Source organism: Streptomyces sp. NPDC050548, from assembly GCF_044457385.1.
Lineage (GTDB): Bacteria > Actinomycetota > Actinomycetes > Streptomycetales > Streptomycetaceae > Streptomyces.
Genome location: NZ_JBITGV010000028.1, coordinates 39,155 through 53,032, shown reverse-complemented (window position 1 = coordinate 53,032; position 13,878 = coordinate 39,155). Strand labels below are relative to the sequence as shown.

12 protein-coding genes and 1 pseudogene are annotated in these 13,878 nt (G+C 70.2%); 3 read left to right on the top strand and 10 right to left on the bottom strand.

The annotated features are described in order from the left end of the window. Positions 1–28 precede the first annotated feature (28 nt). Positions 29–1,612 carry a DHA2 family efflux MFS transporter permease subunit gene (locus ACIBJH_RS45040; protein ID WP_399122790.1) on the top strand — a complete coding sequence of 528 codons (1,584 nt, stop codon included), beginning with the start codon at positions 29–31 and terminating at the stop codon, positions 1,610–1,612. After that, positions 1,609–2,400 (top strand): SAM-dependent methyltransferase, encoded by a 792-nt coding sequence (locus ACIBJH_RS45035; RefSeq protein ID WP_399122789.1) that lies wholly within the window; start codon positions 1,609–1,611, stop codon positions 2,398–2,400. The genes ACIBJH_RS45040 and ACIBJH_RS45035 overlap by 4 nt, the downstream gene beginning before the upstream one ends. Positions 2,401–2,487: 87 nt before the next feature. Here ACIBJH_RS45035 and ACIBJH_RS45030 read toward each other — a convergent pair whose 3' ends face one another. From ACIBJH_RS45030 to ACIBJH_RS45000, 7 genes and pseudogenes are all read right to left on the bottom strand, one after another. Further along, on the bottom strand, positions 2,488–3,153 hold the full coding sequence (locus ACIBJH_RS45030; RefSeq protein WP_399122788.1) for a vitamin K epoxide reductase family protein: 666 nt from the start codon (positions 3,151–3,153) through the stop codon (positions 2,488–2,490). Positions 3,154–3,263: 110 nt separating this feature from the next. Next, positions 3,264–3,740: pseudogene (locus ACIBJH_RS45025) on the bottom strand (hypothetical protein); the annotation flags it as partial. Between the two features lie 283 nt (positions 3,741–4,023). Continuing rightward, complete coding sequence (locus ACIBJH_RS45020; RefSeq protein WP_399122787.1) at positions 4,024–4,398, bottom strand: hypothetical protein; 375 nt, start codon at positions 4,396–4,398, stop codon at positions 4,024–4,026. Positions 4,399–5,059: 661 nt separating this feature from the next. After that, the gene (locus ACIBJH_RS45015) at positions 5,060–5,749 is read right to left on the bottom strand and encodes a DUF4142 domain-containing protein (protein ID WP_399122852.1); all 690 of its coding nucleotides are present in this window, start codon (positions 5,747–5,749) and stop codon (positions 5,060–5,062) included. A 194-nt stretch (positions 5,750–5,943) separates the two neighbouring features. Beyond that, positions 5,944–6,357 carry a VOC family protein gene (locus ACIBJH_RS45010; protein WP_399122786.1) on the bottom strand — a complete coding sequence of 138 codons (414 nt, stop codon included), beginning with the start codon at positions 6,355–6,357 and terminating at the stop codon, positions 5,944–5,946. Continuing rightward, positions 6,354–6,938 carry a dihydrofolate reductase family protein gene (locus ACIBJH_RS45005; RefSeq protein WP_399122785.1) on the bottom strand — a complete coding sequence of 195 codons (585 nt, stop codon included), beginning with the start codon at positions 6,936–6,938 and terminating at the stop codon, positions 6,354–6,356. The genes ACIBJH_RS45010 and ACIBJH_RS45005 overlap by 4 nt, the downstream gene beginning before the upstream one ends. A 337-nt stretch (positions 6,939–7,275) precedes the next feature. Beyond that, positions 7,276–8,790: an exo-alpha-sialidase gene (locus ACIBJH_RS45000; RefSeq protein WP_399122784.1), complete on the bottom strand. Its 1,515-nt coding sequence runs from the start codon at positions 8,788–8,790 to the stop codon at positions 7,276–7,278. Between the two features lie 65 nt (positions 8,791–8,855). Here ACIBJH_RS45000 and ACIBJH_RS44995 point away from each other — a divergent pair, with 65 nt between their 5' ends. After that, positions 8,856–9,008, top strand: coding sequence for a hypothetical protein (locus tag ACIBJH_RS44995; protein WP_399122783.1), 153 nt, complete (start codon positions 8,856–8,858; stop codon positions 9,006–9,008). A 567-nt stretch (positions 9,009–9,575) separates the two neighbouring features. On the opposite strand, the gene ACIBJH_RS44990 is transcribed toward ACIBJH_RS44995, so the two are convergent. The 3 genes from ACIBJH_RS44990 to ACIBJH_RS44980 are packed head-to-tail and all read right to left on the bottom strand — an operon-like array spanning position 9,576 to position 13,675. Then, positions 9,576–10,298, bottom strand: coding sequence for a hypothetical protein (locus ACIBJH_RS44990; RefSeq protein WP_399122782.1), 723 nt, complete (start codon positions 10,296–10,298; stop codon positions 9,576–9,578). After that, on the bottom strand, positions 10,298–10,693 hold the full coding sequence (locus ACIBJH_RS44985; protein WP_399122781.1) for a hypothetical protein: 396 nt from the start codon (positions 10,691–10,693) through the stop codon (positions 10,298–10,300). The genes ACIBJH_RS44990 and ACIBJH_RS44985 overlap by 1 nt, the downstream gene beginning before the upstream one ends. A 30-nt stretch (positions 10,694–10,723) precedes the next feature. Next, entirely contained in the window at positions 10,724–13,675 is a 2,952-nt protein-coding gene (locus ACIBJH_RS44980; RefSeq protein ID WP_399122780.1) for a CHAT domain-containing protein, read from the bottom strand. Positions 13,676–13,878 lie beyond the last annotated feature (203 nt).

The window sequence follows — 13,878 nt, the reverse complement described above, 5'->3', positions numbered from 1 at the left end:
ATCAACCAGCCGGGTCTAGTCTTCCACCATGACTCGTACACCGTCGAAACCGCTCGTGCTCGTCGCGCTCCTGGCGGCATCGTTCGTGATCAATCTCGACACCACTCTGGTGAACGTGGCGTTGCCCACGCTGATACGTGAACTGGGCACCTCCACCGCGCAGTTGCAATGGGTGGTGGATGCCTACAACCTCGTGTTCGCCGCCCTGCTGCTGACCTCGGGCAGTCTGTCCGACCGCTTCGGTCGCAAGGGCATGCTCTTGGCCGGCCTGCTGGTCTTCGGCGTGGCCAGCTTCGCCGGGGGATACGCCGACACCCCGGCGGAGCTGATCACGGCCCGGGCCGTGATGGGTCTTGGGGCCGCGATGACGTTCCCGGCCACGCTCTCCCTGCTCATCGGCGTCTTCACCAGCCGCAAAGAGCGGGCGCTGTCCATCGGCCTGTGGGGCGCGACGGCCGGTATGGCCATCGTGCTGGGGCCGATCGCAGGCGGCTTCCTGCTCAAGCACTACAGCTGGTCGAGCATCTTCTACGCCCTCGGCCCGGTGTCCCTGGCCGTCATCGTCCTGGTGGCGGTGTTCGTCCCCAGGTCGCAGAATCCCCTCCCGCACCGCCTGGACTTCCTGGGCCTGGTCCTGTCCGGCGGATTCATGGGGCTGCTCGTCTACACCATCATCGAGGCCCCGGACCGTGGCTGGGCATCACCGGCGTCACTCGCGGGCTTCGCCGGTGCCGTGCTCCTGCTGGTCGCGTTCATCGCCGGCGAGCGCCGCGCCGAAGAGCCGATGCTCGACGTGCGGCTCTTCAAGGACATGCGCTTCAGCGCCGCGAGCGCCTCGGTCACGATCGCGTTCTTCACGCTGTTCGGGTTCATCTTCCTGATGACGCAGTTCTTCCAGCTCGTCCGGACGTACAGTCCCGTGTCCACCGGCGTCCACCTGCTGCCTGTCGCGGTCTCTGTCGCCGTCGGATCCACCCTCGGGACACGGCTGGCGGTTCGGGCCGGCACCAAGGCGGTCGTCACCGCCGGACTGGCCCTCCAGGCGGTCTTCTACTTCTGGGTCGCCGGCGACATCTCTCCGACTCTCGGTTACGGCGTCATCGCCGTCCAGATGGTCGTCTACGGCCTGGGGATGGGCCTGACCTCAGCGCCCGCGACCGAGTCCATCATGGGCGCGGTCGCCGCCGACCAGGGCGGCGTGGGATCCGCCGTGAACGACTCCACCCGCCTCCTCGGCGGAACCCTCGGCGTCGCGGTCATCGGCAGCGTGTACGCCTCGCTGTACGGCGCCCGGCTCGACACCGCTCTCCCGGCACTGCCCCCGGCGCTGACGGACCTCGCCCACCAGTCCGTCGGGGCGGCGTTCGGCGTCTCCGGCCAACTTGCCGCCGACGGTCGGCCCGCCGTGGCCGACGCCGTACGGCAGGCAGCGACCGGCGCCTTCGACCACGGTCTCAGCGTCGGATGCGTCGTGGCCGGAGTCGTCGCGGTCGCCGGTGCGCTGCTCGCCGCCGTCTTCCTGCCCGCTCAACCCCCGCAGCAGCCCGGACCGGCACACCTCCCGGCCGAGTCTGCCGACACCACCAGCGACCGGAAGGACCCGGTGTCATGACCTACGAAGAGACCGCCGTCAGCCAGACCGTCGACCGGCTCCTGAGCGACCGTCACGATCTCGACGCCGCGGCCGACGGAGCCCTGGACAACCTCGACCAGTTCCACATCGGTGGCGCCGACGCCGTCGAACTGCTCATCCCCACCCTCGCCCTCGCACCCGGTGACGTCGTCCTGGACGTCGGCTCCGGATTCGGCGGCCCCGCACGCCAGATCGCCCGCCGCACCGGCAACCACGTCGTGGGCATCGACATCACCCCGGCCTACGTCGACGCCGCACGCGACCTCACCGCTCGGGCCGGACTCGGCGACCTCGTCCGGTTCCATGCCGGGGGCATCGCCGAATTCCCGCCCGATCCGGCCTTCGGCGCCGCGCTCACCATGCACGTCCAGATGAACGTACGGGACAAGACCATCTGGTTCCGTCACATCGCCGAGCGCCTCACGCCCGGCGCGCGCCTGGCGGTCTGGGAGGTCTGCCAACCACACCAGGCGGACCTGCCCTGGCCCATGCCGTGGTCACTCGACGGCACCGACAGCTTCCTCGTGTCCGCCGGAACACTGCTCGCCGGCATCAAGGACGCGGGGTTCGCAACGGTCGAATGGACGAACGAGTCGACCTGGGTCCAGGACCGGATCACCAAGACCTTCGCGAACGGCCTGCCCGCCGGACCCGCACTCCCGATGCTCCTCGACGACGGCTACACCCGCGTCCTCAACTACGCCACCGCCCTTGCCGACGGCTCCCTCGAAATCTGGCGCGGCTGTTTCACCGAGGACGCCGACTGACCCACAACGAGATCCCAGCGGTGCTCTCGCCGTCGGACGAACCCGGCAGGATGGTTCGGGGACTCCCTGCCCGGTGGTCGGACGGGTTCACAGCAGCGTCTGCCAGTAGGTCCAGAAGCGGGTGGCGATCAGCATCACGATGCTCAGGTACCAGGTCACCGGCACCACCCAGTGGAACTCCCGCACGCCCGCGACGAGTACGCGTGGTGCCGGGATGATGCCGTGGCGGAGGTTGTGGGCGGTGACGTACCAGAACATGGCGATGGTGGCCGCCCAGGCCAGGCAGCACCACAGGCACAGCGCGCCGATCTCGTACAGCGCCTGGGTCATCAGCCACATGCAGAAACCCGCGCCGAACAGCGTGCCGAGGTTCAAGCCGAGCCAGAACCAGCGGCGGTGGCGGGCTCCGGACAGCAACGCCGCACCGACGGCGACGACCACCGGATACGTGATCAGGCCCAGCAGCGGATTCGGGAAGCCGAAGACGGACGCCTGGTGACTGCGCATCACGTTCGTGCACGACAGCACCGGGCTGATGTTGCACGACGGCGAGAAGCCCGGGTCCTGCACCAGCTGGAACTTGTCGATGGTGATCACGAAGGAGGCGAGGATCCCGAGGGCGCCCGAGACGATCAACAACCAGGCAAAACGGCGCGAGGCGCCGCTCGCGCCCACCGCCGTGATCTCCCGGTCGCCTCCGTCCCGCCGGGCCTTGGTGACGAGGTGGTGCGCGGTCGTGGTGATGCCGGTCATCGGAGGGTTCTCGCTTCGGTGGCGGTCGGGGCGGGCCGGCGGCCCGCGGTGGTCGACGAGTGTCCGCCGCCACGCGGACCGCGCCCGCGTTCCGGCTGCGGTGCGATGCGTATGCCCTCGCGTACGGCGCCCCGCGGCCACACGATCTCGACCGGAACGCCATGAGCCCGGGCATAGGCCACCAGATGTGCGGTGGCGTCACATCCGCTGGACGGGGAGCCGTCCCAGACGGCCAGCAGCTGCCGGGTACCCGCGATCATCCGCTCGTCCGCACCCACGCACGCGTCCCGGTCGGCCGGGTCGTACGCCAGCAGCCGCACCTGCCAGGCGAGGGTCAGCAGTTCGCCGGTCGCCACCCGATCCCGCCCCGGCAGCAACGCGGGCACCATCCCCTGCGTGGGCATCACCACGACCAGTTGACGCCCGGCCGCCCGCAGTGCCCGGCCGAACGCCAACGGCACACCGGCACCTGCCCGCACCAGCCCCGGCCCCCTGTCGGACGTCTGCTCCAGCCGCGCCCGCAGACGGGCCTCCACGAGCTTCAGCGTGCCCGCGGTCAGGTCGGCATGCCCCACTGCCGCGATCATCTCCGCGCTCACCTCCTCGCCGTACTGTCCGGACGGCACTGTGCCGTTTTTCCTCGTACTGGACGGTCCCGCCCGCCTCCCCGTGAACGGGACCGCGAGATCAGTGAAGTCAGTCAGTCCGACCAGCGACAAGGGCCGAACGGCCCCGGCAGAGAAGGCTGGTCGGGGCCGTCGACCGCGCCGAACGGCCCTGCCCGGTCCGCATATTGCGATCATGTTGATGTGATGAGTTGAAGAAGTCTTCACATCGTGGGCAGACGTGAGCCCTGCATGCCGGGACGAGCTAGATCTCGATCTGCCCTTCGACGCGTTTGAGTTGGTGGCGGGCCATGGCCAGGTTCGAGCGGGCCTTGTCGAGCACGAGGTACAGGAACAGGCCGTTGCCGCCGCGACCGGTGATCAGGCGGATCAGGTGGTACTGGCTGTCCAGCGTGATCAGGATGTCCTCGATCTGGCCCTTGAGGCCCAGCTGTTCCATGGTGCGCACCTTGGCCCGGATCACATCCGTGTTGCCGGCCGCGGCGACCGTCAGGTCCAGGGTCTTGCTGCCGCCCAGCGTGCCCAGCGCCATCCCGCTGGTGTAGTCGACGACCGCTGCCCCCAACGCCCCCTCGATGCCGGCCATCATTTCCTTCAGCGACACTTCCACACTCGCCACGATGCCTCCTCTTGTGTTGCCGTGACTGCGGCGGACCGCTGTTGCCGGCCCGCCTCGGTGTCCGGACCGTAGGCACGCAGCCCTCACCCGTGGGGAGTCTCTTCGGGACTGACCCGCGACGATCGAACAACGGCCCGACGGGACCTGTTGATGAGCCAGAACTGCCCTGACTGGTATAGAAGTTGACGCCTTGTCCGGCCCGAGCCGCACATCGGGATCATGCGGCTCGGGCTCACCGACCGCGCGTTCGCGGAACCTGCTCCGGCAGCTCCCGGAAGGGCGCAGCTTTCCTCACGCACCTTGCCGGTGACCAGAGGTCGAGGTCCGATCGGCGGCGACCGGACGCCCCTGTTCACGGACATCCACAAAGGGCTTCCAGCTCGTGACCGACGGCACCTGCACCGGTGAAGTCCCACCGCAATGCCCTGCGCCTGTGCCCGAACAACTGGAGGCGGAGGAGCTTCGGTGGGCGGAGGACGCCGCCGCCGAAGTGCTGAACTCCACCCGGACGGACAGCTGACGGTGCGTGGCCGACCTCTCCGGTACGGCGGTGGAACTGCCGCCCTGAGAGGGTGCTGACCAGCAGTGCGCCGCGGAGATCGGCGGGAGGCTGAGGCCGGACACGACGGCCTGGTCGGCGTAGGAGGTGCGGCCCGCGTCTTCAGCCGGCCGACGGACTCGGTGAGAGCGTGCTGTTCGCCGGCGGTGTGAGAACGACCTGCGGCTGTGTCGCGGCCGGGGGCGGCGGGGTCACGTCCTGGGCCGGGAGCGTGGGCGCGGTGGTCTCCTGGAAGAGTGCCTGGCCGAAGTCGACCAGGCCGGTGTTCTCCAGGACCGTGATGTGGTCCAGGACGATGCCGTTGGCCCGGTCGGCCAGGGCGCGGACCAGCGTGTTCTTCGTGGTGGTGCGGACACTCGCGATCGTGGAGAGGATCCGGCCGTTCGTCGCACGCAGGAGGGTGGCCATGTCGGTGTCGAACTGTTTGCCGCTGTCCGCGTTCAACTTCGCTACGAAGCTCTGCTGTTGGGGCGACGGCTGGTTGGGCATCGTGATGTCCAACTGGCCGGCAACCGTGCGGGAGGCGGCGTCCAGCGAGGCATCCCCATCGATCAGGTGCTTCCCCGCGGTCTTGACCGCCTTCGTCGTGCCCTTCCGCAACGCCGTCTGACCGACGGGGTACTCCCACAGCCCGGCGGCGCGCACCTCGACCACGAAGTCCCGGTCGGCTTCGGTCAGCGGTCCGGTCGCCGGGGTGGCGATGACCCGTTCGGGCGCGCTGTTGATCTTCTGGAGTCTGAGCATGGCGGGATAGAGAAGTGCCCCGAGGGTGGTGACGAGCGCACCACCCACGAAGAGGGTTCCCGCCGCTTTCCGTGAAACGAGCACCGTGTCTCCTGCCCGTTTCGGAACCCGCACTTACAGCAGTACGGATGCGGGGTCTCACGGAACCTTTTGGGATCGCAAACTCGGGGGAGTGCCCGACGCCGTCACGAGCCACGGTCGGGCTCCGGGGAAACCTCATCACTCCGCGGGCCTTGGCCGCCTCAGGCGAAGTCCGCTGCGGTGATGCCGGCGGGATGTCCGGTCGGCCACTCCACCAACTCGATCCGGTAACCGTCCGGGTCCGTGAGCCACGAAGTCTTCGGGCCATGGGGGCCGCCCGGGTACTGGAGGGGTTCGGGCCTCGGACCGGCTTCGGTCAGCGTCTCCAGGGTCCTGGCCAGCCTCTCCACCTGGATCGCGAGGTGATCGAAACCGTTGCCCACGTCGACCGGTCCGTCGCCGGGGCGGTGGACGAGTTCGAGCGAGGCCGCCGGTTCGTCGGGGAACTTGAGGATCACGAGGCGAGCCCCGTCGCCGCCCTCGACCCTGCCCAGTTCGGCGTAGCCCAAGGCGGTGTAGAAGGCGAGCGAGCGGTCCAGGTCGGTGACGCGGTAGGAGACGAAGAGCGTCTTCATACGGCCTCCTTGGGTCGATGCACCCGGTAGCGGAGATGCGTAACGTCTCGATCCTCCAGCCGTCGGACGAGGTCAAGTTCGATGTGATCACCACCGAGGTGGTCGAACAGCGCTCGACCGTCCCCGAGGAGGACCGGAACCAGGTGGATCTCCATCTCGTCCACCTGCCCGGCTCGCAGAAGTGCTTGAGCCGCCCCCGCTCCATGGACCATGACCGGCCGGTCCCCGGCGGCCGCGCGAGCCTGACGGGCGCAGTCCTCGACATCGGTGACGAAACGCGCGTGGCCGGGCGGCACGTCCCCGTCATCCACCTGGTGGGTGAGGACGAAGATCGGCACGCCGTCGTGGTGATCGCCCTGCCGGCGCCCGGCGAGTTCGAAGGTCCGGCGGCCGGAGATCACCGCGTCGGTCGCCAGCGCTTCGCGGTAGACCTGACCGCTCGGGCCGTCGGACTCCCGGTCGTCGAGCCAGTTGAAGAGCCGTCCACCGTCGTGTCCGAGCTCCTGCCCCGGCCGATCGTCCGGGCCGGCGATACAGCCGTCGAGCGACATCGACATGTGCAGCCGAATCGGATTGTTCATCCTGGCCCCCATCTCTCCTTCATGACACCGGATCGGGTGTTTCCTGATCCGCCGCCGGGGCGGCCTTGTCACGAGGAAGACTTCAGGCAGTCTGCAGACTCATCGGCCCGACGCGCCGGCCTGCCGCAGCGCCTTCGACTACCTGACCTGTACCGACTCGGGCATCCGCTGACGGGTGATACAGCGGCGCTGGACCTGCCGGTGTTCATCAGAACGGCGCCGAGCGCGGGTCCGTCGGCGCCACGTCCACCTCCTCGTCCTCCGGCTCGAAGGAGACGTGGCGCGGAGCCGCCCCGGCGAACTTGCCGGGGCGGCTGTTGCGATCAGGGGTTGTCGGTCAGGGGCTGTCCTCGCCGCCCCCGGTGCCGCCGTTGGCCAGCCATTGTGCGTAGGCGATCGCGGCCAGGCGGGCCGAGCGGGCGTTGTCACGTGCGGTGGCGGTCGTTGCGGTGGCGGTGCCGGCGGCCGCGGTGAGGCCCGAAGTCGGCGTGTACATCGCCTCGTTGAAGACCGATCCGCTGGGGGCCGAGGCAACGGCGAACACGGGGTGGGCCGTTCCGCCGGAGAAGGACGTCGAGATGTAGTCGCCGACCATGGTGCCCTGCGTGGTGCTCGCCAGCCAGGAGTGGGTCATCGGACCGGCCAGCTGGGTCGGCGCCGTCCAGGTGCTGCCGCCGTTGGTCGAGGAGACGTACCCGACGTCCAACTGGCATGTGGCGGCGGTGCAGTTGGCGACCGGGTGGTAGTAGTACGCCAGCGCCAGGTGCGCGGTGCTGCCCGAGGTGGCCGGGTCGACGGCGAGGCCGGGGATGAAGTGGTCGACGGTGCTGGTCGTCGCGTCGATCGGGATGCGGGTCACCGACGACCAGGTGGTGCCGTTGGTGGTCGTCGCCATCACGATGTCGTTGGCGGTGCAGGAGCCCCCGCTCGCGCGGAAGCGGCAGTCCTGCCAGACGACGTACACCTTCCCGGCGGCGTCGATCTCGGCGGAGGGCAGCGGGCCGCTGCGCAGGCTTCCGCGCACGGTGAACGAGCTGACGGTGGCCACGGTGGTGGCGTTGGTCCAGGTGCTGCCGCCGTTGGTGGAGGTGAAGGCGCGGATCGCGGTCTCCGAGGCGTTGGCGATCGGTACCACCACGGTGCCGTTCGGCTGGACGACGGGCTGTCCGCCCAGGCCGGTGGCGTTGTTGCCGGTGTTCTTCGAGGCACCCCAGGTGAGTCCTCCGTCGGAGGAGGTGGTCATCTTGATGCGGTCGCCGTCGCCGTTGTTGTCGTACTCGGTGTAGCAGTTGCCGTAGAAGGCGCTCGTGGCGGTGTTGTCGCAGACGATCCAGTTCTTGTCGAGGCTGGAGCCGGTCGCGGTGATGACGGGGTTGCTCCAGGTCAGGCCGCCGTCGGTCGAGCGGCTCGTGTACACCTGGGGCACGGTGACGGAGGACGTGATGGGGATGGTGGAGATCAGCCAGGTGTTGTGCTTGGCGTCGTAGGCCACCGACGGGTCGCTGACCCGTTGGAAGGTGCCGCCCGCCTGCGTGGTGATCCCCGGCAGGAAGCCCTTGGTCCAGGTGGCGCCGCCGTCGGTGGAGGTGGAGAAGCCGACGTTGGAGGAGCCGCCGTCGTTGAAACGGCCGACCTGGAAGGCGGAGACGATCGTGGAGCCGTAGGAGAAGGTGTCCGGCTCGACCTCGGTGGCGTGCTGGCTGGTGGAGTTGGTGTAGGGGTCGGTGCTGATCTGGGTGAGGGCGGGCGCGGCGCCGGCGGTAGTCGTCGACAGGGCCAGCGCGCCGGCCGCGAGTGCAGCCGTCACCAGCCCGGGTCTCGCCAGACGGTGGAGCAGGGATGCCAGGGACATGATCCGTTCCCTTTCACGGAAGGGGCACGTCCGGCATCGGTGCGTCGCGAAGTGGGGTCGGGAGCATGCCTCGTACACGTCCGCACCATCAGAGCGGGCGGAGCCCGGCCGAACCGAACATCGTGCAGGACGTGCTGAAGGACGCCGCCACTCTGCTGCGCAAGCATGGTCATGTCAACGCTTTCCGTGGCAACACCGCCCGTATCGCCGGGAATTGACATCCCCTTGACCTTCGGACACTCCGATGGCCTGCCTTTGCCGCACCACGCCTGACGACGGGCAGCCCTTGCCGGGGGACGGCGCAGGGCAGGAACGTCTTACCTCGGCGGGGTGGCTTCGCCGTGACTCACCGGTGGCCCGTCCGCGGCTCGACGGACACACCGGCACCTGCACGGACTGCGCGAGGACGGCAGCGAGTTTGCCGTCGAGATCAGTCTCAGTCCTGTGGTTCGAACCTGCGACAGTCGCGCAGCGGGGCGACTTCCCATAGCAAGCCCTTCGGTCACGCTATGTAGTACGGCCTTGTCAGAAGGCTACGAGCTTTCGACCGGATGCCGGCAGGCACTGCGCGGGGTTTCGCCGCCGGCCTCGCGGCCCGCTCTCCTCCTCCGGAGCGGTCACTCTTGCAGCCGGTTCCGTGACCTGGCGCTCCACGACGGCCGGCCACGGCGATGCCGCCCGCGCCGCCCTGACGATCGCTCCCGCGGCCGTCAGGTCCGCCGGCACCGGTGGGCCGGTTCGCGTCGAGCGGCTCCAGGAGGCGTGGCGGACGAGGTGCCGCAGGATCAGCGCGTCCGGCCCTTGTTCAGGAGTTCGTTGATCTCCGCGCCCTCGGCCGTGCGCACCCTGCCGTGGCGCAGGTCGACGCCGAGGGCCGCCGCGAGACCGTTCAGGCCGGTGTCCACGGTCGCCTCGATCGTCTCGCCCAGGACCCGGACGCTGCCCTGCCCCGCCCGCCAGCCACTCACCGCCAGCGCTACGGCGATCAACGGCCCCGGCCACCACAGCAGCGACGCACCCAGCACTGCGTAGGGCAGGGCCCAGGCGGTGCGCAGCGCGGCGCCCGAATAGCCGATCCACGCGGCCCGCACGTCCTGCCGGGCCGCGTCCGGCGCCAGCTGCCACAGCCGCGGCCAGACCAGTGCCATGTACACCCCGTGCTGGATCCGCACCCGCTCCTCGACATCGCGCAGCGGGGCCGAGACCCGGGCCCAGGGCCGCCGCCACAGGCGGGTCACCCACTGGCTCAGCCAGTCCGCGAACAGCGCCGGGCCCGACATCGCCAGCAGGCCGAGGACCAGCGCCGCGGCCTTGCCGGACGGGGTCGCGTACCGAGTGGCGCGCAGCCGGTCGAGCCAGTGCGTCGTCGCCGTCATGTCGATCACGTGGTGCCGTCCCGGCGTCGCCGCGAGCGCGACCGCCACCACGAACAGCAACCCCGGCAGCACGATCCGGGTCAGCCAGCGGTCGACGAGCTTGCTGCCGACCGTGCCGAGGAAACCCTCCATCAGCGGCCGGCTCCCGTCACCGGTTTCATCGGCACCCCGTCGGGGTGCTCCGGATCGAGCCGGCACTCCGGCCAGGCCCCCGAGGCGTCCCGGCTCACCTGGGCGCTGCACCGGGCCGTGCTGCGCGGACACCGGAAGACACCGCTGACCTCGGGGGCGCTCCACAGCTGCGACGTGCCCAGCAGATCCGTACCTCGGGACCCACCCGACCGCGCCGGATCATGCCCCAGCGCCCGCAGCGCCGCCAGCGCACTGCCACCGCCGCGCACCTCGTCGATCACGTCGTCGAACTCGTCCAGGAAGCCGTCTTCCTCGGCGTCCGAGCGCAGCACGGCGTACTGCGCGCACAGCCAGGAACGGGCGTGCCGCTCGGCCGCCCGGTCTTCGTCGGTCATCGCTTCCGCCCCCGTCGTACGTTCACGAGATCATCCTCCTACGTGGATGTAGGGAACCCAACGTCCGGGCAACGCCGGGTGGGCGCGGCGCAGTTCGGCGAGAGCGGCGTGCAGGCTCCGTGCGGCGCGCGCAGGCCGAAGCCCGTCCTCCTCGGTCATGCCCGCGTACACGGAGTCGGCGACCAGGGCAGCGGTGGCGTCCTGAACGGGATAGAGGCTCGCGACGACTTGACGGAAGCCGCCGAAGTACAGCACGGCGGCGGGGTGGACCGCCTCGTCCAGGACCTCGGGATCCGGCGTCGCGGTCTCGCAGGCCGACAGGAAGGCGAACTCGGCCGACGTGGCCGGGATCCGGGACAGCCGCAGCGGCGACAGATACGCACCGCCGTAGAGCCGCAGCCCCTCGCGCGCCACCCCGTGACAGGCCGCGTGCAGATGGCGGTGCCGGGGCAGCAGCCGGGCCACGGCATCGACGGTGGCGTCGGCGCCGTGCAGCCGGCGGGTCCCGGGCACCCTGCCCGTCACCACCTCCGCCTCCCGTTCCACCTCCGGGAGATCCGGCTCGGGCACGGTCACCAACAACAGTTCCGACACGGCCTGTTCGTCCTCGGTACGCGGTCTGCGGGCGTGGATCAGCGACTTCAGCGTCGGTGCGTACGAGGGCACGACGCGCTCGGAGACGCTCTGACCCGGCGCGCCGTCCCGCGCGCCGGCGGCATGCAGGGGCAGATAGGTCGCGAGCCCGGTCGGGCACCACCACAGCCGGGGCAACCCGCCCTCCGTCCCGGCCAGTTCGGGCAGCGCGTCCAGTACCGGCCGGGCGATGCCCTCCCAGAGTCGGTCGAGCATCCGCAGGACGGCCCGGGACCGGCGTATCTCGGCGTGGACGACCGCCGTCCCGGCCCGTTCGCGCTCCTCGGCGGTGCGGGCCTCGTACAGATCGGCACGAGCCGAGGCGACACGGGCGTCGGCCTGTGCCAGCCGGTCCAACTCCTGTTGCAGCCCGGGGTGGTCGACCTCGTCCAGGGGAATCACCAGGGGCACGTCCGCATCGGTCACCACGAGCGCGTGACAGCCGAGCAGACTGATGTTCACGATGACGACGGGGCCGTCGGCCGCCGCCGCGCGCAGGTCCGCGTACACGGGGACACGCAACAGGCCGTGGTCACGCACGAGTTCGTCCCAGGCGCGGGCCAGGGCGGTGCGCCGCTCCTCCTCGGCGGCGGACCGCTCCCCGTGTGCAGACGCCGGTGGCGCGTCCAACTCCCGCCGGATCTCGTCGAGGTCTTCGAAAAGCTCGGGGTCCGTGGCGCGCAGCCCGGCCAGTTCCCCGCTGCGCAGCTCCAGGATCTGGGACCACATCACCGTGCGCCCCTGTTCCAGAAGCTCCACGGCACGCTCGGGCCGTGCGGCGCGGATGCACGCGGCGGCGGCGTCCACGGCCAGTTCGCTCCACTCCGACAGGATCCGCCGTTGGTCGGGATGGGCGATGCCGCGCCAGGCGGCGAGCGGCTGCAGCGACACGGCCAGGTCGAAGGCGTCGGCCGCGTCGGACCACAGGGCGAGCCGGACCTCAGCCGAGGCGAGGCTCTCCTCCTGTGCGGCGGACGCGGCGATGACGACCTGGAAGTAGGCCAGTGTGTACGCGGCGTTCAGCCGGATTCTGGGAAAGCCCCAGGTGTTGTGCGCGGCGGAACGGAAAGAGAGCACCGCTTCCTCCGCTTCGGCCTTGCCTCCTCCGGGTGCCAGAAACTGCCCCCTCAACGCCAGGGCCAGCATGAGGTCGCGTTCCGCGCGCTCACTGGACTCCGGCTCGGCGTCGGCGGCGAGCCGCCGGGCCAACTGGACCGCCTCGGCCCGGTCCTCGGCCGCCGCCCGGTCTCCGTCCGATTCGCCCCGAGCCTCGGCCCGTAGCAGGAGCGCGCGCACCAGGCCGCTCCGGCAGTGGCGGCCCATGAGGCCGTCGTGCAGAGCCGCTCCCTTCCGGTAGGCGGTCATGGCGGCATCCAGTGCGGTGGCGTCCTCCGGATCCGCGTCGTGGACATGGAGGTACTGGTTGCCGAGCACGAGAAGCCGCGCCGCCCGCCTCCGCTTCGAACGGCTCGGGTGTCGAGCGGCGCGGCGGGCATGGGCCAGAGCCTCGCGCGCGTCGGCGGGGTCGCCGCGTTCCTGGTACCGGGCCCCGAGCGCCTCCGCCAGATCCTGCCGGTTCTCCAGCAGCCAGATGGGCCAGGGCCAGTTGGGCAGGGACCGGCGGATCCTGATCACCTCGTCCAGGGCGTCCAGGCTGTGCGCGTCCTGGTAGCGATACCAGAGGCTGTCGGCGAGGTCGTCCCGCGCCGACAACGCCAGCCACTCGCCGATCAGCCGCACGGAACGGTTCGCCGCCAGATTCAGGCTCTCCCGGGTGAGCGCGAGGCCGAGGTCCAGTGACGTCCGGTCGTCGTTGTGCCTCACGTCCGAGAGCAGGGCCTGGGCCTCGAAGCCCAGCGCCATGGAGCGGCTCAACGCGTCGACGGGCGCTACGCCGACCGGTTCGAGCAGGGGCGCCACGACCCTCCGTACCGTGGCGGCGTCGCCCCGGGACGATGCGTGCGACATCACCCGCAGAACGCGGGCCAGGAACCAGTACCGACCAGAGATGAACGCGGTCCAGGGCACCCACACGCACCACGCGGCCAAGGCGCAGAGCCCGAGCCCCGCCCAGAGCCATGGATGGGTCTCCCACTGGTCGACCCAGGCGCGCAGTCCGTCCAGGAGGCTGCCGCCCACGAGCCCAGAACTCACTCCCACGGCCAACAGGCCCGCGACCACCGGCAGCGGGATCCAGAGGACCTGCATCCGCACCAGGCGCAGCGGCGGCAGGTGGCGCCAGACGGCACGCACGGACCGGCTGGCCAGGCCCGCGGCCACGACGAGCAGGAAGGCGCTGTACTGCAGCGCCCAGGGAGTGGTGTGCCGGACGACGAGGGACAACGTCACGACAGGAAGGGCGAGTTGGACCACCGTCGTAGTGTGGCACCGGTGATCCACGGAGTGGAGGGTCGAGCAGCGGTCCAGGAACACGGCGGACTGCCGTACGCCATTGACTGGGCAGCGATTCTCGTGGCGTGAGGCGCTGCCGGGCCCCTGCTCCGACGTGTTGCCCTGCCTGGCCCGACGCCAGGTAGGGCGACCGGTCATCG

Bases quoted from the DNA above. Each gene is read 5' to 3' on its own strand.
- ACIBJH_RS45035 (WP_399122789.1), top strand. From the start codon at position 1,609: ATGACCTACGAAGAGACCGCCGTCAGCCAGACCGTCGACCGGCTCCTG.
- ACIBJH_RS45010 (WP_399122786.1), bottom strand. From the start codon at position 6,357: ATGAAGACGCTCTTCGTCTCCTACCGCGTCACCGACCTGGACCGCTCG.
- ACIBJH_RS45000 (WP_399122784.1), bottom strand. From the start codon at position 8,790: ATGTCCCTGGCATCCCTGCTCCACCGTCTGGCGAGACCCGGGCTGGTG.
- ACIBJH_RS44985 (WP_399122781.1), bottom strand. From the start codon at position 10,693: ATGACCGACGAAGACCGGGCGGCCGAGCGGCACGCCCGTTCCTGGCTG.
- ACIBJH_RS44990 (WP_399122782.1), bottom strand. From the start codon at position 10,298: ATGGAGGGTTTCCTCGGCACGGTCGGCAGCAAGCTCGTCGACCGCTGG.
- ACIBJH_RS45030 (WP_399122788.1), bottom strand. From the start codon at position 3,153: ATGACCGGCATCACCACGACCGCGCACCACCTCGTCACCAAGGCCCGG.
- ACIBJH_RS45040 (WP_399122790.1), top strand. From the start codon at position 29: ATGACTCGTACACCGTCGAAACCGCTCGTGCTCGTCGCGCTCCTGGCG.
- ACIBJH_RS45005 (WP_399122785.1), bottom strand. From the start codon at position 6,938: ATGAACAATCCGATTCGGCTGCACATGTCGATGTCGCTCGACGGCTGT.
- ACIBJH_RS44995 (WP_399122783.1), top strand. From the start codon at position 8,856: ATGCCTCGTACACGTCCGCACCATCAGAGCGGGCGGAGCCCGGCCGAA.